The organism is Streptomyces sp. NPDC017225 (assembly GCF_044331465.1).
Taxonomy (GTDB): Bacteria; Actinomycetota; Actinomycetes; order Streptomycetales; family Streptomycetaceae; genus Streptomyces.
In genome coordinates, this window is record NZ_JBIRNE010000002.1 from 450,382 (window position 1) to 469,778 (window position 19,397).

17 protein-coding genes are annotated in these 19,397 nt (G+C 72.3%); 5 read left to right on the forward strand and 12 right to left on the reverse strand.

What is annotated here, in order from left to right; all coding sequences use genetic code 11:
* Nucleotides 1-86: 86 nt before the first annotated feature.
* The 4 genes from ACH4NX_RS05775 to ACH4NX_RS05790 form a co-directional block, all read right to left on the reverse strand.
* Nucleotides 87-587 (reverse strand): peptidylprolyl isomerase, encoded by a 501-nt coding sequence (locus ACH4NX_RS05775; RefSeq protein WP_398126893.1) that lies wholly within the window; start codon nt 585-587, stop codon nt 87-89.
* A gap of 49 nt (nt 588-636) precedes the next feature.
* Entirely contained in the window at nt 637-1,635 is a 999-nt protein-coding gene (gene gap, locus ACH4NX_RS05780) for a type I glyceraldehyde-3-phosphate dehydrogenase (protein ID WP_351391138.1), read from the reverse strand.
* A 150-nt stretch (nt 1,636-1,785) separates the two neighbouring features.
* On the reverse strand, nt 1,786-2,742 hold the full coding sequence (locus ACH4NX_RS05785; RefSeq protein WP_398126892.1) for a GlxA family transcriptional regulator: 957 nt from the start codon (nt 2,740-2,742) through the stop codon (nt 1,786-1,788).
* 27 nt (nt 2,743-2,769) lie between these two features.
* Nucleotides 2,770-3,642 carry an SGNH/GDSL hydrolase family protein gene (locus tag ACH4NX_RS05790; protein WP_351391133.1) on the reverse strand — a complete coding sequence of 291 codons (873 nt, stop codon included), beginning with the start codon at nt 3,640-3,642 and terminating at the stop codon, nt 2,770-2,772.
* 358 nt (nt 3,643-4,000) lie between these two features.
* Between ACH4NX_RS05790 and htpG the strand changes: the two genes are divergently transcribed.
* Nucleotides 4,001-5,902, forward strand: a complete 1,902-nt coding sequence (gene htpG, locus ACH4NX_RS05795; RefSeq protein ID WP_351391130.1) for a molecular chaperone HtpG — start codon at nt 4,001-4,003, stop codon at nt 5,900-5,902.
* A 432-nt stretch (nt 5,903-6,334) separates the two neighbouring features.
* On the forward strand, nt 6,335-7,633 hold the full coding sequence (locus ACH4NX_RS05800) for a YeeE/YedE family protein (RefSeq protein ID WP_398126891.1): 1,299 nt from the start codon (nt 6,335-6,337) through the stop codon (nt 7,631-7,633).
* An 83-nt stretch (nt 7,634-7,716) separates the two neighbouring features.
* Here the strand turns inward: ACH4NX_RS05800 and ACH4NX_RS05805 are convergent, their stop codons facing one another.
* The 3 genes from ACH4NX_RS05805 to ACH4NX_RS05815 all read right to left on the reverse strand — a co-directional run bounded on the left by ACH4NX_RS05805 (nt 7,717) and on the right by ACH4NX_RS05815 (nt 10,156).
* Entirely contained in the window at nt 7,717-8,274 is a 558-nt protein-coding gene (locus ACH4NX_RS05805) for a TetR family transcriptional regulator (protein ID WP_351391125.1), read from the reverse strand.
* A 10-nt stretch (nt 8,275-8,284) separates the two neighbouring features.
* Nucleotides 8,285-8,866: a sugar O-acetyltransferase gene (locus ACH4NX_RS05810; RefSeq protein WP_351391122.1), complete on the reverse strand. Its 582-nt coding sequence runs from the start codon at nt 8,864-8,866 to the stop codon at nt 8,285-8,287.
* Nucleotides 8,867-8,947: 81 nt separating this feature from the next.
* On the reverse strand, nt 8,948-10,156 hold the full coding sequence (locus tag ACH4NX_RS05815) for an MFS transporter (protein ID WP_351391119.1): 1,209 nt from the start codon (nt 10,154-10,156) through the stop codon (nt 8,948-8,950).
* A 121-nt stretch (nt 10,157-10,277) separates the two neighbouring features.
* On the opposite strand from ACH4NX_RS05815, the gene ACH4NX_RS05820 reads away from it, so the two are divergent.
* Nucleotides 10,278-10,919, forward strand: coding sequence for a CatB-related O-acetyltransferase (locus ACH4NX_RS05820; protein WP_351391117.1), 642 nt, complete (start codon nt 10,278-10,280; stop codon nt 10,917-10,919).
* 42 nt (nt 10,920-10,961) lie between these two features.
* Nucleotides 10,962-11,678, forward strand: coding sequence for a GntR family transcriptional regulator (locus ACH4NX_RS05825; RefSeq protein WP_351391114.1), 717 nt, complete (start codon nt 10,962-10,964; stop codon nt 11,676-11,678).
* A gap of 104 nt (nt 11,679-11,782) precedes the next feature.
* On the opposite strand, the gene ACH4NX_RS05830 is transcribed toward ACH4NX_RS05825, so the two are convergent.
* The 5 genes from ACH4NX_RS05830 to ligA form a co-directional block, all read right to left on the reverse strand.
* Nucleotides 11,783-12,631 (reverse strand): amidohydrolase family protein, encoded by an 849-nt coding sequence (locus tag ACH4NX_RS05830; RefSeq protein WP_398126890.1) that lies wholly within the window; start codon nt 12,629-12,631, stop codon nt 11,783-11,785.
* Nucleotides 12,628-13,620, reverse strand: coding sequence for an aldo/keto reductase (locus tag ACH4NX_RS05835; protein WP_398127164.1), 993 nt, complete (start codon nt 13,618-13,620; stop codon nt 12,628-12,630). Before ACH4NX_RS05835 ends, ACH4NX_RS05830 begins: the two co-directional genes overlap by 4 nt.
* A 32-nt stretch (nt 13,621-13,652) precedes the next feature.
* On the reverse strand, nt 13,653-14,453 hold the full coding sequence (locus ACH4NX_RS05840) for an SDR family oxidoreductase (protein WP_351391108.1): 801 nt from the start codon (nt 14,451-14,453) through the stop codon (nt 13,653-13,655).
* A complete protein-coding gene (locus ACH4NX_RS05845) occupies nt 14,450-15,796 on the reverse strand; it encodes an enolase C-terminal domain-like protein (RefSeq protein ID WP_398126889.1) in 1,347 nt (448 codons plus the stop codon). The genes ACH4NX_RS05840 and ACH4NX_RS05845 overlap by 4 nt, the downstream gene beginning before the upstream one ends.
* Before the next feature lie 128 nt (nt 15,797-15,924).
* Entirely contained in the window at nt 15,925-18,033 is a 2,109-nt protein-coding gene (gene ligA, locus ACH4NX_RS05850; protein WP_398126888.1) for an NAD-dependent DNA ligase LigA, read from the reverse strand.
* A 150-nt stretch (nt 18,034-18,183) separates the two neighbouring features.
* On the opposite strand from ligA, the gene ACH4NX_RS05855 reads away from it, so the two are divergent.
* The gene (locus ACH4NX_RS05855; RefSeq protein WP_398127163.1) at nt 18,184-19,392 is read left to right on the forward strand and encodes a Cmx/CmrA family chloramphenicol efflux MFS transporter; all 1,209 of its coding nucleotides are present in this window, start codon (nt 18,184-18,186) and stop codon (nt 19,390-19,392) included.
* Nucleotides 19,393-19,397 lie beyond the last annotated feature (5 nt).

Below are 19,397 nucleotides of genomic sequence, written 5' to 3' on the forward strand. Positions count from 1 at the left end.
TGGCGCCGCTCACCAGACGGGACGGGACGGGGCCCACCGCACCGTGTGCGATGGGCCCCGTCGGGTTCAGGTCCTCGTGCGGCCGATCAGCCCTCGTGCTTGCCGGAGGCCCGCACCGTGACCTTGGCGGAGGTGGAGCCGGACTGGGAACCGTAGCCCTCGATCTTGTCGACCACGCCCGTGCCCTCGACGACCTTGCCGAAGACGACGTGCTTGCCGTCCAGCCAGGGGGTGCGGACGGTGGTGACGAAGAACTGCGAGCCGTTGGTGTTCGGGCCCGCGTTCGCCATGGACAGCAGGTAGGGCTCGGTGTGCTTCAGCTGGAAGTTCTCGTCCGCGAACTTCTCGCCGTAGATGCTCTTGCCGCCGGTGCCGTCGCCCCGGGTGAAGTCACCGCCCTGGAGCATGAACTGCGGGATCACACGGTGGAACGAGGAGCCCGCGTAGCCGAAGCCGTGCTCGCCGGTGGCCAGCTCGAGGAAGTTCTTGGCGGTCTTGGGCGTGACGTCCTCGAAGAGCTCGAAGACGATGCGGCCCGCATCCTGGCCGTCGATGTCGATGTCGAAGTAAACCTTGGAATTGCTCATCGCACCATTGTGACGTGTGAGCGCCCGTGATGTCGCACCGGCCGTCGTTTCAGCGCGTGGCGAGCAGTCCGAGCGTGTCGATCACCCGGTTGGAGAAGCCCCACTCGTTGTCGTACCAGGCGACCACCTTGACGTGGCGGCCGTCGACGCGGGTCAGGGCCGAGTCGAAGATCGACGAGGCCGGGTTGCCCGTGATGTCCGAGGAGACCAGCGGGTCGTCCGAGTATTCGAGCACGCCGGCGAGGGGGCCCTCGGCGGCGGCGCGGTAGGCCGCCAGCACGTCGTCGCGCGTCACGTCGCGGGCGACGGTCGTGTTGAGCTCGACGATCGAACCCACCGGTACCGGCACGCGGATCGAGTCGCCCGAGAGCCTGCCGTCGAGGTTCGGCAGCACCAGGCCGATCGCCTTCGCGGCGCCCGTCGTGGTCGGCACGATGTTGATCCCGGCGGCGCGGGCCCGGCGGGGGTCGCGGTGCGGGCCGTCCTGCAGGTTCTGCTCCTGGGTGTAGGCGTGCACCGTCGTCATGAAACCGTGCTCGATGCCGGCGAGCTCGTCGAGCACCGCGGCCAGCGGCGCGAGCGCGTTGGTCGTGCAGGACGCGTTCGAGACGATCGTGTGCGCGGCCGGGTCGTACGCGTCGGTGTTGACGCCGTACGCGAGGGTGACGTCGGCACCGTTCGAGGGCGCGCTGACCAGGACCTTCCGCGCGCCCGCGGTGAGGTGGGCGCGGGCGGCGTCGGCCGAGGTGAAACGGCCGGTGGCCTCCAGCACGAGTTCGACGCCGAGCTCGGCCCACGGCAGCCGCGCCGGCTCGCGCTCGGCGAGGACCTTGATGCGGTGACCGTCGACGACGAGGGTGTCCCCGTCGACGGTCACCGGGCGGCCGAGCCGGCCGGCCGTGGAGTCGTAGGCCAGCAGCCGGGCGAGGGTGGCGGGCTCGGTGAGGTCGTTCACGGCGACGATCTCGAGCTTGCTGTCGCGTTCGAGCAGCGCGCGCAGCACGTTGCGTCCGATGCGGCCGAATCCGTTGATGCCGATGCGCGTCATGAGCGAGGGTCCCTTCGTTCGTCACCAGGTCGTTCGCCACCAGGCTCGCGCGTGCCGGCCGCGCGTGGCAGCGGCGTGAGTGCCACGGTTCGCAAGGATCGCGCCAAGCGCCGAGTGCCGGAGGAAGCGAGGAAGGCCGGGCCGGTGGGACTACTCGCCCTGGGCGAAGGTGCGCCGGTACTCGCTCGGTGTCGTGCCCAGGATGCGGTGGAAGTGCAGCCGCAGGTTCGCCCCGGTGCCGAGACCGACGTCGGCGGCGATCTGCTCGACGCTCCGTTCCGAGCGTTCCAGCAGCTCACGGGCCATGTCCACGCGGGCGCGCATGACCCACTGCATCGGTGTGTACCCCGTGTCCTCCGCGAAGCGCCGCGAGAACGTGCGCGCCGAGACCGCCGCGTGCCGGGCGAGGGTCTCCAGGGTGAGGGGCTCGCCGAGCCGGCGCAGCGCCCACTCGCGGGTGGCGGCGAACCGCTCGCCCAGCGGATCCGGCACGCTGCGGGGCACGTACTGCGCCTGACCGCCGCTGCGGTACGGGGCCGCGACCAGGCGCCGGGCGGCGTGGTTCGACGCGGCCACCCCGAGGTCGCCGCGCAGGATGTGCAGGCACAGGTCGATGCCGGAGGCGGCGCCGGCGGAGGTCAGCACGCTGCCCTCGTCCACGAAGAGCACGTTCTCGTCGACCCGCACGCGAGGATGCCTAGCCGCGAGCGCCCGCGTGTAGTGCCAGTGCGTCGTGGCCCGCCTGCCGTCGAGCAGGCCGGTGGCGGCGAGCGCGAAGGCGCCCGTGGAGATGGCGGCGAGCCGCGCGCCCCGGTCGTGGGCCGCCCTCAGCGTCTCGACGACGGTCCGCGACGGATCGTCGAGGTCGGGGGACCGGTAACCGGGGAGGAAGATCACGTCGGCCCAGGCCAGCGCGTCGAGGCCGTGGGCGACGTGATACGACAGGCCGTCACCGCCGGTCACGAGGCCGGGCTCCGCGCCGCACACCCGCACCTCGTACGGCATGCTCGCCCGCGTCGTGAACACCTGCGCCGGGATACCGACATCGAGCGGCTTGGCACCCTCGAGCACGAGGACGGCGACGCGACGCGGGCGGGAGGACGGCACGCGGGACAGCGTACGTGGGGATGCCGGTCAGTTCAGGCCGAGAACCTTCATGGTGTGCTCGGCCATGCGCCGCTCGCCGAGGGCGTTGGGGTGGACGGGGACGAGGCTGTGACCGAAGAGGAGCGGTTCGATCCACCGGGTGCCGACGGCCTCGCAGGCGTCGTGGCCCTCGGACACCTGCGAGAAGTCCACATAGGTCACCCCGGTCTCCTCGGCGGCACGCTCGACGACGGCGTTGAGGTGTGCCTGGATGCTCCGCAGGTAGGGCACGTCACCGGCGGCGATCGGCAGCTTCGCGAAGCAGGACGGGTCGGCGGTGGCCGGTGTGATCCACGGGTAACCCAAGGCGGCCACGCGGGCGTTGGGAGCCTTGGCGCGGACGCTGCGCAGCGCGTTCTTGAGCGCAGGATAGGTGTTGGTGTCGATCTGGTCGTCGAAGGACGTGCCGTGTCTGTCCTTGCAGGGGCTGCCCTTGCCGCCGCTGAGGACGCCCGCGGAGCCGCAGGCGGTGATGGCGTTGATGAACGTGCTGTTGTCGTTGCCGCCGATGGTCAGCGTGACCAGGTCGGTGCCGGCGCTGAGGGCGTTCACCTGGGGAGCGACGCCCGGGTACTGGGCCTGCGTGAAGTGGGCGGTCTGGGCGGCGCCGCAGGTGACGTCCTTCAGGCGTGCGCCCGTGGCGTCGGCGATGACATGCGGGTAGTTCGCCGTGGAGCGCAGGCAGAGCAGGTTGGTGAGGTCGACGGGCAGGACGCCCGAGCCGGCACTGTAACTGTCGCCGAGGGCGACGTAGTCCAGGGAGGGCGTGGCGTGCGCGGTGGCGTCGGTGAGACCGAGGGCCAGCGTACCGGCCGCGGCTACTGTCGCGGTCATGACACGGCGCAGGGCGTGCTTCGGCATGGGCTCTCTCTTCTCGGGGCGTGGGCGTGGGCGCGGGAGGGGGGCGAGCGTGCGGTTGCTGGTTACCGGCCAGTTCTACTTTTAAGTAATGTGCACGCGCCCTGACCTTGCGTCAACGCTGCTGACGCGACTTGTTGCAGCGGCACGGCACGACTGGCCGCCGATCGGCCTTGCGTGGTCCTACGCCGGCTCTCCCGTTCCGCTGCCACGGCGGAACGCGTCCGTTGCCCTGACGGACCGGCTGGACGAGGCCGCCGTACCGGTAGGACGCCCGAGCGGCGGCGGCGGGAACTCGGGCTGTTCTAAAGTGACTACCGTCAGTTCACCCGACCGCGGACCCGTGAGGTACTCACCAGCCATGCCGACCGAAACGTTTGAGTTCCAGGTAGAGGCGCGTCAGCTCCTGCAGCTGATGATTCACTCCGTCTACTCGAACAAGGATGTCTTCCTGCGCGAACTCGTCTCCAACGCCTCGGACGCGTTGGACAAACTGCGCCTCGCCGCCCTGCGGGACGACACTCCCGATGTCGACGTGACCGACCTCCACATCGAACTCGACGCCGACAGCGAGGCCCGCACCCTCACCGTGCGGGACAACGGCATCGGGATGTCGTACGAGGAGGTCACGCACCTCATCGGCACCATCGCCAACTCGGGCACGGCCAAGTTCCTCCAGGAACTGCGCGAGGCCAAGGACGCCGCCGGGGCCGACGGGCTCATCGGCCAGTTCGGCGTCGGCTTCTACTCCGCCTTCATGGTGGCGGACGAGGTCACCCTGGTGACCCGCCGCGCCGGTGAGGCGAAGGGAACCCGCTGGACGTCGCGCGGTGAGGGCACGTACACCCTGGAGACGGTCGACGAGGCGCCGCAGGGGACCTCCGTCACCCTTCACCTCAAGCCGGCGGACTCCGAGAACCAGCTCCACGACTACACCTCCGAGTGGAAGATCAAGGAGATCGTCAAGCGCTACTCGGACTTCATCACCTGGCCGGTCCGCCTGCTGCCGAAGCCGGCCGAGGACGGCGCCGAGGCGGGCGAGGCGGAGACGCTCAACTCGATGAAGGCACTGTGGGCACGCCCGCGCGACGAGGTGTCCGACGACGAGTACCACGAGCTGTACAAGCACATCGCCCACGACTGGCGCGAACCGCTGGAGACGATCCGGCTGCAGGCGGAGGGCACCTTCGAGTACCAGGCCCTGCTCTTCGTGCCCTCGCACGCCCCGCACGACCTGTTCACCCAGGGATACCAGCGCGGCGTGCAGCTCTACGTGAAGCGCGTCTTCATCATGGACGACTGCGAGGAACTGCTGCCGCCGTACCTCCGCTTCGTCAAGGGCGTCGTCGACGCGCAGGACCTCTCGCTCAACGTCTCCCGCGAGATCCTCCAGCAGGACCGCCACATCCGCATGATCCAGCGTCGCCTGACCAAGAAGGTCCTGGCCACGGTCAAGGACCTGGCGGCGTCCGCGCCGGAGCGCTACGCCACCTTCTGGCGGGAGTTCGGCGCCGTCCTCAAGGAAGGACTGGTGACCGACTCCGACAACCGCGACGCGATCCTCGCCGCCTCCTCCTTCGCGAGCACGCACGACGCCGACGAGCCGACCACGCTGAAGGGTTACGTGGAGCGGATGAAGGACGGCCAGGACGCCGTCTACTTCATGACGGGCGAGTCCCGGCAGTCCATCGAGAACTCCCCGCACATGGAGGCCTTCCGGGCCAAGGGTGTCGAGGTCCTGCTGCTCACCGACGCCGTCGACGAGGTGTGGGTCGACGCGGTGGGGGAGTACGAGGGCAAGCCCCTGCGCTCGGTGGCCAAGGGTGAGATCGACCTCGGCGGCGCCGAGGACGAGAAGACCGACGCCGAGAAGGACAAGCAGGGCGAGGAGTACGCCGGCCTGCTCGGCTGGATGACGGAGCACCTGGGCGAGGACGTCAAGGAGGTCCGCCTCTCCGCCCGCCTCACGGTCTCGCCGGCCTGTGTCGTCTCCGACGCGAATGAGCTCACGCCCGCCCTGGAGAACATGTACCGGGCGATGGGCCAGGAGGTGCCCCACGCCAAGCGGATCCTCGAACTCAACCCGGAGCACCAGCTGGTGAAGTCCCTGAACCGGGCCTACACCGAGCAGCAGGACCGGACGGAGCTCACCGAGACCGCCGAACTGCTCCACGCCTTGGCGGTACTCGCCGAGGGAGGCCGGCCGCAGGAGCCCGCCCGCTTCGTGAAGCTGGTCGCCGACCGCCTGGAGCGCACGCTGTAACCACGCGGGCCATCGGTCGGGCCGGCGCCGCGCCCGTCCCGGACGCCACGGAATCGTGGAGTCCGGGACGGGGCGGAGGCACGGGCCCGGCGGGGCGGGCCGGTGGTCAAGCGCGCGCCGCAGGAGTGCGCGGCGGCCGGGCGCGCCCGTGAGGCACGGAGGCGGCGTCGCCGGGGCGGCGCTCCGGGGCGTCTTCTGTCCACCTCGCCATCCGCATGGCGAGACGGCCTGGCATCCGGAGCGCCGCACTCCGTATATTCGCACGCATGTATGCATCGGCTCCGCTGCTGTGCCTCGCGCTCTTCGCGAACTCGGCGTGGTGCGTCGACGACGGCCTCTGTCGCCGCTGAACCACACCGGCCGCGTCACCCACGCCGCCGGTCCGCCAGCGCCCTCGCCCGCCGTCCCCGTGCACCACCCCGGAGATCTTCCGTGACCACCGCGCCCCCAGCCGGGCCGACCCCGGCCGCGCCGCCGCGCGCGCCCGCCGCCCTGTTCTCCCCGTCCCCGACCTCCTCGGCACGGCCCGAGGCGCCGCCCCTGCCCCCGGTCAGGCGGACGCCGCTCGCGGTGTCCGGCCTGCTCGCCGCGGCCCTGACCGCGTACGTATGGTCCGCGCACGGCGCCGAACCGGGCGTACTGCTCCTGCTGGGCCTCGGCCTGGGCGTCGCCCTCTTCCACTCCCGGTTCGGCTTCACGTCCGCCTGGCGGCAACTGGTCGCCGTCGGCAACGGCGCCGGGCTGCGGGCGCACGCCCTGCTGCTCGGCACCACGGCCACCCTGTTCGCGCTGCTCATCGGCACGGGCACCGGACTCTTCGGCTCCCAGCCGGCCCCGTCCGCCGGGCCGATCGGGGTCGGCCTTCTCGCCGGCTCCGTGCTCTTCGCGGTCGGCATGCAGCTCGGCGGCGCCTGCGCCTCGGGCACCCTCTTCGCCGTCGGCTCGGGACAGGGGTCGGTGGTGCTGACCCTCGGCGGCTTCATCGCGGGCGCCACCCTCGCCGCCTGGCAGTTCGACCTGTGGAAGGACCTCCCGGCCTGGGAGCCCGTCGTCCTGTCCGACCACATCGGACGGCTCGGCTCCTGGGCCGTGACCATCCTCGCGCTGCTCCTCGTGGTGCTGGTCACGCGGCGCGTCCAGGCCCGCCGCAACCCGCCGCCCCTCGGGGCCGTGCCCTCGGCGCGCGGTGCCGCCGTCCGGGCGCTGCGCGGCTCCTGGCCGCTGGCCGCCGGCGCCCTCGCGCTGGCCGTGCTCGGCGCGGGCGTCCTGCTGGTCTCCGGTGGCGCCTGGGGCGTCACGAGCGCCTTCAGCCTGTGGGGCTCGGAGCTCGTGGGCGCGCTCGGCGGCCACCCGGAGAACTGGACGTGGTGGCAGCGGCCGGGCAACGCGGAGATGCTGGCGGGCCCGGTACTCGCCGACAAGACCAGCCTCACCGACATCGGCATCATGATCGGCGCGGCTCTCGCGGCCGCGGTCGGCGGCACCTGGGCCCTGCACCGGCGCATCCCCTGGCGCACGGCGCTCGCGGCGGTGCTCGGCGGTGTGCTGATGGGCATCGGCGCCCGCCTCGCCGGCGGCTGCAACATCGGCGCCTATCTGGCGGGCATCGCCTCGGGCAGCCTCAGCGGCTGGCTGTGGGGGGCCTTCGCGCTGGCCGGTACCTGGGTGGGCCTCAAGCTGCGTCCCCTGTTCGGCCTGGGCAACCCCAAGCCGGGCGACGGCGTCTGCTGACACCCGAGCCGGACGACGGCGAGCACGGAGGCAGGGGACGATGCCCGTGCGGCACAGGGGTCAGGCCCGTGCCGCACGGGCGGCTACGGGGCGCGCCGCTCCGTGGTGGTGACACGGGCGACGGCCTCCAGGGTGAGCGCCCTGCCGTGGGGTTCTTGGGCCAGCGCGCGGTGCAGCGTCAGCCCCTCGATGAGGGCGTCGAGCTGGCGGGCGGTGTCCGGGTCGAAGTGCTTCTCCAGGTGGACGCGGCTGCGGCGCATCCACTCGTGGGTGAGCTCCCGGTAGGCCGGCTGGCGCGCGGCGAGGGTGTACAGCTCCTGCGTGAGCACCAGGTCCCGCTGGCTTCCCTCGGACAGGAGGTGTACGAGGTCGGCCACCGCTTCCCGGGCCTGCTCGCGGTCGGCCGCCGCGCCGAGGTGGGCGTCGAACACGGCGACGATGTGGTCGGTGAAGCTGCCGAACGCCTCCCGCAGCAACTGGTCGATGCCGCCGAAGTGGTAGGTCATCGAGCCCAGGGGGACCCCGGCGCGGGTGGCGATCTTCCGGTGGGAGACGCGCGCGATGCCCTCCTCGGCGATCAGGTCGAGCGTGGCGGCGATGATGCGTTCGCGCCGCTGCGGGTCCGTGTGTCCGGTTGCCATGGGAGCGGGCTTACACCTTCCGCACCGGGCGGGCGGGGTTGCCGACGGCGACGACGCCCGCGGGCACGTCCTTCGTCACGACCGCTCCGGCGCCGATGACGGAGTTGTCGCCGATGGTCACGCCGGGCAGGACGACGGCGCCACCGCCCAGCCAGACGTTGTCGCCGATGGTGATGGGCCGGGCGGCCTCCAGCTTGTCCCGCCGGGGCTCGGCCTCCAGGGGATGCGTGGGGGTGAGCAGCTGGACGCCCGGCCCGATCTGGCAGTCCTCGCCGATCGTGATCGCCGCGACGTCCAGCGCGGTCAGGTTGTAGTTGACGAAGGTGCGCGCACCGATCGAGATGTTGCTGCCGTAGTCGACGTACAGCGGGGGCCGCACGTGCGCCTCGGCGCCCAGGGAGCCGAGCAGTTCGGCGAGGACCGGCTGCGCGGCCGCCGCGTCCTCCGCGTAGGCGGCCTGATAGCGGGCGGCCAGCCGCACGGCCTGCTGCTGCCTGCGGGCGATCTCGGGATCGTCTGCGATGTAGAGGTCGCCCGCCTCCATGCGTTCGAGGTTCGTGCGAGGGTCCTGCGCGAAGTAGTCCGTCGGCATGCGCACGATCGTACCCCGAAGCGTACGAACGTACACTCATGGAGGCGTATCGCCCGGGGGACACCCGCCCGGTGGCTCCGCTCAGCGCCGGCGGGGCTGGAGCACCCCGGAGCACACGAGGACGAGGACCCCCGCGAGCGGCACCACCAGCAGCCCCACCCGCAGACTCGCCGCGTCGGCGACCAGCCCCACGACCGGCGGGGAGAGCAGGAAGCCCAGCCGCATGAGCCAGGAGACCATGGTCAGCCCCGACCCGGGCTTCAGGCCGGGCAACTCGTCGGCCTCGTGCATCGCCGCCGGAACCAGGGTCGCCACCCCGAACCCGGCCGCCGCGAACCCCAGGATCGTCCCGGGCACCGTGGGCACGGCCAGCGCCAGGCCCATGCCGGCCGCGGCGACGAGGGCGCCACAGCGGGCCACCGCGCGCTGGCCGAACCGGTCCACCAGCCGGTCACCGATGAGCCGGCCGACGAACTGCGCCCCGACCAGGGCGACATAGCCGGAAGCGGCCAGCGCCACCGACGCGTGCAGAGAGTCGGAGAGGTAGAGGGTGGCCCAGGAACTGCCCGCGTCCTCGACGAGCGTGCCGGCCGTGGCGATGAGGACCAGCGCGGCGAGTACGTAGCGCGTACGTGCCCCCGGTGCCGCACGCCGGGCCTGCCGTGGCGCGTGGCCCTCGGTGCCGGCCTCCTCCTCCGGTTCGGTCTCGGGGCCGGGCAAACAGAACCGCAGGGCGACGCACGCCGCGAGCGCGAACACCACGGCCGAGAACAGCAGGTGCCCGCTCCGGGAGACGTCGAGCGCGATCGCGGCGGCGGCCATGGACCCGCCGGCGACGGCGCCGATGGACCAGATGGCGTGGAAGGAGTTGATGATGGAGCGTCCGTAGCGGCGCTGTACCCGCAGACCATGGGCGTTCTGCGCGACGTCGGTGAACGCGTCCGCCGCTCCGGCCAGGAGCAGGGCGCCCGCGAACAGCACCACCGAGTCGGCCAGGCCGGCGGCGAGGATGCCCACTCCGGTCAGCAGCGTGCCGCCGACCGCCACCCGCGCCGAGCCGAACCGGCGGACGACCAGGCCGGCCGCGAGCCCGGCCGCGATGGCGCCCGCCGGGAACGCCGCCACGGCCAGCCCGTAGGCGGCGTTGCCGATGCCGAGGTCCGCCTTGATCTGCGGATACCTCGGCAGAAGGTTGGCGAACAGGGCCCCGTTGGTGAAGAACAGCACGGCGACGGCCACGCGAGCCCGCCGTTCGGCCAGGGCGGGCCGGCGCAGAACGTCAACAGTCATGCGCGGAGCCTACAGGCGAAGTGTACGAACGTACACTCGTGCGTAAACCGGTGGTCCGCGAGCTCCGTTGCGGCGATCATGGGACCGACTCACCGCACGCGATCCCGAGGAGCCGCCCGACATGCCCGTGCCCGCAGACCCGACGGTGCTCCATCCGATGCCCGGTCAGCCGCGGGTGGTGCTCCTCAAGCCGCTGGTGACCTCCCCGCTGATCGAGGTGGGGGAGTACTCCTACTACGACGACCCGGACGACGCGACGGCGTTCCAGACGCGCAACGTGCTCTACCACTACGGCCCGGAGAGGCTCGTGATCGGCAGATTCTGCGCGCTGGGGACCGGCACCCGGTTCATCATGAACGGCGCCAACCACCGCATGGACGGCCCCTCGACCTTCCCTTTCCCCACCATGGGCGGCTCCTGGGCCGAGCACTTCGACCTGCTCACCGGCCTGCCGAACCGGGGCGACACCGTCGTCGGCAACGACGTCTGGTTCGGGCACGGCGCGACGGTCATGCCCGGCGTACGGATCGGACACGGCGCGATCGTCGGCGCGGGCTCCGTGGTCACCCGGGACGTGCCCGACTACGGGATCGTCGGCGGCGATCCCGCCCGCCTCATCCGCACCCGCTTCGGCGACGAGGACATCGCCCGGCTGCTCGCGGTGGCCTGGTGGGACTGGCCGGCCGACCACATCACCCAGCACGTGCGGACCATCATGTCGGGCACCGTCTCCGACCTCGAAGCGGCCGCCCCACCTCGTTAAACTGGCGCTCGCCGTAACGCACAGCGCACTGAGGAGACCCGGATGCCGGCCCATGACCCGTCCGCCTCCGACGACGCGGCCGGGGCGGGAGGGGCGCCGGCGGTACCGGTCCGGCAGGCGCTGTCCGACAGTGTCTACGAGGACATCAAGGCCATGGTCATGGACCATGGGATCGCCCCCGGCGCCCGCGTCGGCATCGAGGCCCTGGCCCGCACGCTCAACGTCTCACCGACCCCCGTGCGCGAGGCCCTGGCCCGGCTGGAGTCCGACGGTCTCGTCGTCAAACGCTCCCTGTCCGGGTACCGGGCCACCGAGCTGCTGACCCGGCGGGGGGTGGAGGAACTGTTCGAGATGCGGCTGCTCCTCGAACCGCGAGCCGCCGCCCTGGCCGCCCGCAACGCCGACGAGTCACAGCTCGACGCGGTCGAGGCGATCCTGGAGGACATGCAGGCCCACCCCGGCCCCGCGGGACCGTACGCGGCCTACCGGGGTTTCGCCGCCCTGGACCAGCGATTCCACGACGCGGTCGCCGAGGCCGCCCATCGGCCCCTGCTCGCGGACGCGGTGGAGCGGCTCCACTCCCATCTGCACATCTTCCGCCTCAGCAACCTCCAGAGCGACGGGGCCCCGACTCTCGCGGAGCACGAGCGCGTGGTGCGCGCGATACTGCGCCGCAGGGCCGAACGCGCCGCCGAGGCGATGGCGGACCACCTCACCCGGAGCCTGGAGCGCCGGCTCAGCCGGCTCGGGCCGGACTGACGTGGATCGGGCCGGGCTGACGCGGCCCGCGCTGACGAGGGCCGGGCACCCGCCGTGGTCGCGGCGTCGGTCAACCTCGGTGGAGGCCGGTGCCGGTGGCCCGGTCATGCGCCGACGCGGTAGACCCGCCGGGCGGTGCCCGACCACACCTCGTGCCGCTCGGGCGCGGTGAGCGAGCCGGTCAACTCCCGGGTGGCGGCGAGGACGTCGCCGTAGCGGGCGGCGAGGGTGCTCACCGGCCAGTCGGAGCCGAACATGAGCCGCCGGGGACCGAAGGCGCCGAGCACCGTGTCGGCGTACGGCCTGAGGTCGTCGACCGTCCACGACCGCCGGTCCGCCTCGGTGACCATGCCGGAGAGCTTGCAGACCGTGTTCGGCAGGGCGGCCAGCGCACGCACATGGCGGGCCCATGGTTCCCGGCGGCCCGACGCGATCGGTGGTTTGCCCAGGTGGTCGAGGACGAAGGTGAGCCCGGGGACGGCGGCTGCCGCCCTCGTCGCCGACGGCAACTGGTGCGGGAGGACGACGAGGTCGTGGACGAGTCCGGCCGCAGCGACCGCGCGCAGTCCGCGCAGCACCTCGGGCCGGGTCAGCCAGTCCGGGTCGGGTTCCGCCTGGACCTGGTGCCGGATGCCGCGCAGGAACCCGCCGCCGGGCAGCGAGCGCAGCCGGTCCAGCTCGTCGGCGATACCGGGTGACGTCAGATCGGTCCAGCCGACGACCGCGCCGACCACCTCGCTGTCCGCGGCCAGGGCCAGCAGTTCCGGGGTCTCCTCGGGCACGGTGACCGTCTGCACGAGCACCGACTCCGCCACCCCCGCCTGGCGGGCCTCGGTCTCGAAATCCGCGAGGAGGAACGAGCGGCGCAGCGGGGCGAGTTCCGGACCGGTGATCCACTCCTGGTCCCGTACGCCGAGGTCCCAGAGGTGATGGTGGGCGTCGACGACGCTCATGTCACCGCCCTGGCCGGCACCGGCACCTCACCTGACAGCAGTCCCCGCGCCCGCAGGCCCTCCCACAGGCCGTCGGGCAGGGGCCGGTGGAACTGCTCGGCCGCGTCCCGGACCTGGGCGGCCGACCGCGTCCCGACCAGGACGGAGGCGACGGCCGCGTGTCCGAAGGGGAAGCGCAGCGCGGCCGCGCGCAACGGCACGCCCCGCGACTCGGCGACGTCGCGCATCCGTACGGCCCGGTGCAGCAGGTCCGGGGGCGCCGCCGCGTAGTCGTAGGTGGCGCCCGGCGAGGGATCGGCCAGCAGGCCGGAGTTGAACACTCCGCCGGCGATCACGCTCTTGCCGGCCGCCGCCGCGGCGGGCAGCAGGGCATCCAGCGCGCCCTGTTCGAGGAGCGTGTAGCGCCCCGCGCAGAGCACGGCGTCCACGTCCGTGTCCGTCAGGAAGCGGGTCAGCATCCGGGTCTGGTTCATTCCCGCGCCGATCGCCCGTACGACTCCCTGCGACCGCAGCTCCTCGAGCGCCGGATAGGCCTCCCGGAACGCCTGCTCCCCGTGGTCGTCCGGATCGTGCAGGAGGACGAGGTCGACGTGATCGAGCCCGAGGCGGGTGAGGCTGTCCTCCAGTGAGCGGCGTACACCGTCGGCGCTGAAGTCCCACCGCCGCCGGTGGGTGGCCGGTACGGCGAAGCCGTGGGCCAGGTCGTCACCGCCGCCCGCGTGCGGGACGAGTATCCGTCCCACCTTGGTGGACAGGGTGAAGTCGTCGCGGGGCCTGGCCCCGAGGGCCTCGCCCAGTCTGCGTTCCGACAGGCCGAGGCCGTAGTGCGGGGCGGTGTCGAAGTAGCGGACGCCCGCTTCCCAGGCGGCGTCCACGGCGGCCGCGGCCTCCTCCTCGCCCACGTCCTCGTAGAGACCGCCGACGGCCGCGGCGCCGAAGCCGAGGGCGGTGACGGACACGTCGCTTCGGCCGAGGGTGCGGCTCGGCAGCGGCGCGCGGCCGCCGCTCCCGTCCGGCCGCGTCACCGGCCCTCCGGCCGCGGCCGCAGGCCCTGCATCCCGCCGTCCACCGCGAGCGCGGTGCCGGTGACCGAGGCGGCGGCCGGACTCGCCAGGTACACGATGGCGGCGGCGACCTCCTCGGCGGTGACCAGCCGGCCCATGGGCTGCCGGGCGTCCAGCGCCGCCCGCTCGGCGACCGGGTCCGCCGCCCGGTCGAGGAGGCGGCCGACCCAGGGCGTGTCCGCCGTACCGGGGTTGACGCAGTTGACGCGGATGCCGTCGCGGACGTGGTCCGCCGCCATGGCCAGGGTCAGGGACAGGACCGCCCCCTTGCTCGCGCTGTACAGGGCGCGCTGGGGGAGCCCTGCCGTGGCCGCGATCGAGCAGGTGTTGACGACGGCGGCGTGCGCGGAGGCGCGCAGATGGGGCAGGGCCGCGCGCGTGGTGCGGACCATACCGAGGACGTTGACGTCCAGGACCCGGTGCCACTCGGCGTCGTCGTTGTCCTCGACCGTTCCCACCGCGCCGATACCGGCGTTGTTGACCAGGATGTCGAGGCCCCCCAGATCCTCGGCGGCGGCGGCGACGGCGAACCGTACGGAGGCGTCGTCGGACACGTCCGCGCGGTACCCGCGCAGGGGCCCGCCCCCAGCCGGCCGACCGGGGCCGGGCGGGTCCGGGGCGAGCGGGTCGAGGCCGAGCGGATCGAGGTCCAGTACGGCGACGTCCGCGCCGCGGGCGGCCAGCAGACCGGCGGTGGCCCTGCCGATGCCGGACGCGCCGCCGGTCACCAGGGCTCTGAACCCGGACAGTTCGCTCATCGGTTCGTCCCCTTCCGGGGTTCGGTGAGGCCGGCGGCGTCGGTGACCCAGAAGACGCCGTCCGGATGGCGATAGGCCGCGATCGACGCGGCGTGCATCTCCGAGGAGAAGCCGGGTGCCGTGGGAGCCACGTAGTGCCCGTTCACGAGGGTCACGGGGTCCTTGAAGTGCTCGTGCAGATGGTCCACGTACTCGATCACGCGGTCCTCGGTCGTACCGGTCAGTGCCACGTAGTCGAACATCGACAGATGGCGCACCAGCTCGCACAGGCCGACGCCGCCGGCGTGCGGGCAGACCGGGACGCCGTACTTGGCGGCGAGGAGCAGGATCGCCAGGTTCTCGTTGACCCCGCCCACCCGTGCCGCGTCGATCTGCAGTACGTCGATCGCCTCCGCCTGGAGGAGCTGCTTGAAGACGACGCGGTTGTGGACGTGCTCACCGGTGGCGACCTTGACCGGGGCCACGCCCTCGCGTACGGCCGCGTGCCCGAGGATGTCGTCCGGGCTGGTGGGCTCCTCGATCCAGTACGGGGTGTACTCGGCCAGCGCGTTGGTCCACTCGACGGCCTCGGCGACGTTCCAGCGCTGGTTGGCGTCGACGGCGATCCGGACACCGGGGCCGACGGCCGCGCGTGCCGCGCGCATCCGGCGGACGTCGTCGGCGCGATCGGCACCGACCTTCAGCTTGATCTGGGTGAAGCCGTCCGCGACCGCCCGCTCGGCCAGCCGGACCACCTTGTCGTCGGAGTAGCCGAGCCAGCCGGGAGAGGTGGTGTATGCCGGGTAGCCGTTCGCCAGGAGCCGGGACTCGCGTCCGGCGGCGCCGTCCTTGCCCTTTCGGAGCAGGGCCACGGCGTCCTCGCGGGTGAGGGCGTCCTCGATGTAGCGGAAGTCCACCTGGTCCGCGAGCCATTCCGGGTCGGCGTCCGAGAGGAGCTTCCACACGGGTTTGCCCGCACGCTTGGCCGCCAGGTCCCACACCGCGTTGACGACGGCACCGATCGCCATGTGCATCACGCCCTTCTCCGGGCCGAGCCAGCGCAGCTGGCTGTCACCGACCAGGGCCCGGGAGAGCGAACCGGGATCGGCGCACACCGCCTCGGCGGACAGGCCCACCACGTGATCGCGCAGCGCGGCGATGGCCGCGGCCTGCACGTCGTTGCCGCGCCCGATGGTGAAGGCGAACGCGTGACCCTCCAGCCCGTCACCCGCGTCGGTCCGCAGGATCACGTACGCGGCCGAGTAGTCGGGGTCCGGGTTCATCGCGTCGGAGCCGTCGAGCTCGCGCGAGGTGGGAAAACGGATGTCGATCACGTCGACTTCGGTGATGCGCGCCGCGGTCATGGTCGCTTCCCCACTGGAATCAAATAGGATTCTGTCGCTCTGATGGTGTGACAGATGCGATCAGCTCGTCAAGAGGGCGACAGATCCCATAGGATTTTTGGGATTGGGAGGTCGGCGTCCGCGTCGGCTCAGTCGAGGAGGCCGGCGACGAGTGTGGCGAACTCGTCCGGTGTGGCGAGGCGGATGCCGAGCTCTTCGGCCTTGGCCCGCTTGGAACCGGCCCCCTCGCCCGCGACGACGAGCGTCGTCCTCTTCGAGACGCTGGCGGAGGAGCGCCCGCCGGCCCGCTCGACGAGTTCGTTCATCTCGTTGCGCGAGAGCTTTTCCAGACTCCCGGTCATCGCGCCGGTGACCACCACCCGCATCCCCGCCAGCGGGCCGCCCTCCGCCGGTGTCGCGACCGCACCGTCGCCTTCGCCCGGGACTTCGCCCTCGCCGTCGGCACCGGCGGCCGGGGGCGGAGTGGCGCCGGGCTCGGTCATGTTGACACCGGCGGCGGCGAGCTTGTCGATGAGCGGGGCCAGTGCCGCGATCTCCGCGACGATCGAGGGCGCCTTCTCCGACCCGATGCCGTCGACCCGCTGCATCGCGTCGGCGTCGGCGGCGCGGATGTGGTGCATGGTGGCGAAGTACCGGGCGATGCGCCGGGACATGGACCGGCCCGTGCCCCGGACGCCGAGCGCGCACAGTACCCGCGACAGCGGCTGCTCCTTGGCCCTGGCGATCGCGCCGAGCAGGTTGTCGGTGCTGGTCTCACCCATCCGCTCGAGGCCGAGCAGCTCCTCGCGCCGGAGGGTGAACAGATCGGCGAGGTCGGTGGTGAGACCGGCCTCGACGAGCTGGACGACACGAGTGGCGCCCAGGCCCTCGATGTCCAGCTGGTCGCGGCCCGCGGCGTAGGCGAGAGAGGCGACCAAATGGCAGTTGCGGCCCTGTGCGCAGCGCCAGCGCTCCTCGCTCGTGTCGATGTCCGAACCGCAGCGCGGACACAGCTCGGGGAACGCGATCGGCCGCTCCTCCCCCGTGCGCAGATGGGCGACCGGTGCCTCGATGCGGGGGATCACGTCACCGGCGCGGTGCACCATGACGTGGTCGCCCAGCCGCAGACCGCGACGGGTGATGTCGGCCGGATTGTGCAGGGTGGCGTAGGTGATCGTGGAGCCGTCGATGACCACCGGTTCCAGGACGCCGCGCGGGGCGATGATGCCGGTGCGGCCGACGTTCCACTCCACCTCCAGCAGCCGGGTGATCTTCTCCACGGCAGGCAGCTTGTAGGCGATCGCCCACCGCGGTGCCCGGGAACCCGATCCGGCGGCCCGCCGGTCGGCGGCGAGGTCGGCCTTGACGACGATCCCGTCGATGCCGAACGGCAGTTGAGCGCGCAGCGCGGCGATCTCCCGGACCCGGTCCACGACCTGTTCCGGCGTCTGGACGACGATGTCCGGGACCGCCGTCCCGGCGCTGGTGTGTATCCCGAGCCCGGCCGCCGTCGACATCAGGTCGCTGTGCGCGAGCTCCTCCAGCCGCCCGGCGAGCGCGGTCTCCGTCCCGGACAGGGGCAGCATGCCGTACCCGAAGAACGTCATCGGGACCGTGTAGGCGCGCTCCTTCGCCCGCAGCGTGCCCGCCGCCGCGTTGCGCGGGTTGGCGAACGGCTGGCCGCCATGGCCTGTGCGCACCTCGTTGGCGTGCTCGAACTGGGCCGTCGTCATGAGGATCTCGCCGCGCACCTCCACGGTGACCGGCTCGGCCAGCGTCTCGGGCAGTCCCTCGACGGTGCCGATGGCATGCGACACGTCCTCCCCGGCCGTGCCGTCCCCGCGCGTGATGAGCCGGGTGAGGCGGCCATCGCTGTAGCGGGCGGCGACCGCGAGCCCGTCCAGCTTGGGACCCACGCCGAACCGGGTGACCTCCCGGTCCAGACGACGGGCCAGGGACGCCGTCCAGGCGGTGAACTCCTCGGGTGAGAACACGTTGTCCAGGCTGAGCATCGGCACCGTGTGCGGAACGTCGCCCTCGGCCGCACCGCCGGCGACCTTGCCGGTGGGGGAGTCGGGCAGCACCTCGTCGGGGTGCTCGGCCTCCCACGCGGCGATACCTCTCGCCAGCCGGTCGTAGGTGTCGTCGTCCAGTGGCGAGGAGCCGCCCGCGTAATAGGCGGCCGCCGCACGCGCGGCGTCCTCGACCGCCTGTGCGTAGGCGGCGGCGTCCACGATCACTGCTGAAGGAGTCGTCATGCGTGGCATCATGCCGCCCACCACTGACAATTCGGCCCGGTCACCGGCCCGCCGCATCGTGAGACGGCCCTCCGCGGGGGAATGGAGGGAAGAAACCCTTCGTTGACACCTGTCATGCCCGCATCTTCCGTACGGCCCGCAGCATCCCGCATGCCGCTCGCCGTCTACATTCTCGGCCTCTCCGTCTTCGCGCTCGGCACGAGCGAGTTCATGCTCTCCGGACTGCTGCCGCCCATCGCCGACGACATGGACGTGTCCATCCCGCAAGCCGGGTTGCTGATATCCGCGTTCGCGATCGGCATGGTGGTCGGCGCGCCCCTGCTCGCGGTCGCGACCCTGCGGCTGCCGCGGAAGATCACGCTGGTCGCGCTGATCTCGGTGTTCGGCCTCGGCCAGATCGCGGGCGCGCTGGCGACCACGTACGAGATCCTGTTCGTCTCGCGGGTCGTGAGCGCCCTGGCGTGTGCCGGCTTCTGGGCGGTGGGTGCCGCCGTGGCCATCGCGATGGTGCCGAAGACCTCACGCGCACGCGCGATGGCCGTGATGATCGGCGGACTGTCGATCGCCAACGTCCTGGGCGTCCCGGTGGGCGCGTTCCTCGGTGAGCACCTCGGATGGCGGTCCGCGTTCTGGGCCGTGGGCGCGGCGTCCGCCGTCGCACTCGTGGGTGTCGTGACCCTGATCCCGCGGATTCCGCTGTCCGAGCGGCGGCCCCGGCTGAAGAGCGAGCTGGCGATCTACCGTGACCGTCAGGTCTGGCTGTCCATCGTGATGACCGCGCTCGCCGCCGGCGGCGTGTTCTGCGCCTTCTCCTACCTCGCGCCGCTGCTCACCGATGTGGCCGGACTGGCGGACGGCTGGGTGCCCAGCGTGCTGGCGCTGTTCGGTATCGGCGCGCTGATCGGCACCACGGTCGGCGGCCGGGTCGCCGACGCGCACCTGTTCGGCGTGCTGCTCTCCGGCATCACCGCCTCGACCGTGCTGCTGGCCGCTCTGGCGCTGTTCGCGTCGAGCCCCGCCGCCGTGATCGCGCTTTCCCTGCTGCTCGGCGTCTCCGCCTTCTACACCGCTCCGGCGCTCAACGCGCGGATGTTCGACGTCGCCGGCGCCGCCCCCACCCTCGCGGGCGCCACGACGACCGCCGCGTTCAACCTGGGCAACACCGGCGGCCCCTGGCTCGGCGGCACGGTGATCGACGCGGGCCTCGGCTACACCGCCACGGCCTGGGCGGGCGGAGCGATGACCCTGGTCGCGATCGCGTTCGCCGCCGTCTCGCTGCGGCTGCACAGCCGGTCGCGCATCGTGATGGGCGGCATGGCCACCGAGCCCGCCGGCGCGGAGCGGACCCAGCGGGTGTGACGCGT

Bases quoted from the DNA above. Each gene is read 5' to 3' on its own strand.
- ACH4NX_RS05775 (WP_398126893.1), bottom strand. From the start codon at position 587: ATGAGCAATTCCAAGGTTTACTTCGACATCGACATCGACGGCCAGGAT.
- gap (WP_351391138.1), bottom strand. From the start codon at position 1,635: ATGACGCGCATCGGCATCAACGGATTCGGCCGCATCGGACGCAACGTG.
- ACH4NX_RS05790 (WP_351391133.1), bottom strand. From the start codon at position 3,642: ATGCCGAAGCACGCCCTGCGCCGTGTCATGACCGCGACAGTAGCCGCG.
- htpG (WP_351391130.1), top strand. From the start codon at position 4,001: ATGCCGACCGAAACGTTTGAGTTCCAGGTAGAGGCGCGTCAGCTCCTG.
- ACH4NX_RS05805 (WP_351391125.1), bottom strand. From the start codon at position 8,274: ATGGCAACCGGACACACGGACCCGCAGCGGCGCGAACGCATCATCGCC.
- ACH4NX_RS05810 (WP_351391122.1), bottom strand. From the start codon at position 8,866: ATGCCGACGGACTACTTCGCGCAGGACCCTCGCACGAACCTCGAACGC.
- ACH4NX_RS05815 (WP_351391119.1), bottom strand. From the start codon at position 10,156: ATGACTGTTGACGTTCTGCGCCGGCCCGCCCTGGCCGAACGGCGGGCT.
- ACH4NX_RS05820 (WP_351391117.1), top strand. From the start codon at position 10,278: ATGCCCGTGCCCGCAGACCCGACGGTGCTCCATCCGATGCCCGGTCAG.
- ACH4NX_RS05825 (WP_351391114.1), top strand. From the start codon at position 10,962: ATGCCGGCCCATGACCCGTCCGCCTCCGACGACGCGGCCGGGGCGGGA.
- ACH4NX_RS05830 (WP_398126890.1), bottom strand. From the start codon at position 12,631: ATGAGCGTCGTCGACGCCCACCATCACCTCTGGGACCTCGGCGTACGG.
- ACH4NX_RS05840 (WP_351391108.1), bottom strand. From the start codon at position 14,453: ATGAGCGAACTGTCCGGGTTCAGAGCCCTGGTGACCGGCGGCGCGTCC.
- ACH4NX_RS05845 (WP_398126889.1), bottom strand. From the start codon at position 15,796: ATGACCGCGGCGCGCATCACCGAAGTCGACGTGATCGACATCCGTTTT.
- ligA (WP_398126888.1), bottom strand. From the start codon at position 18,033: ATGACGACTCCTTCAGCAGTGATCGTGGACGCCGCCGCCTACGCACAG.
- ACH4NX_RS05855 (WP_398127163.1), top strand. From the start codon at position 18,184: ATGCCGCTCGCCGTCTACATTCTCGGCCTCTCCGTCTTCGCGCTCGGC.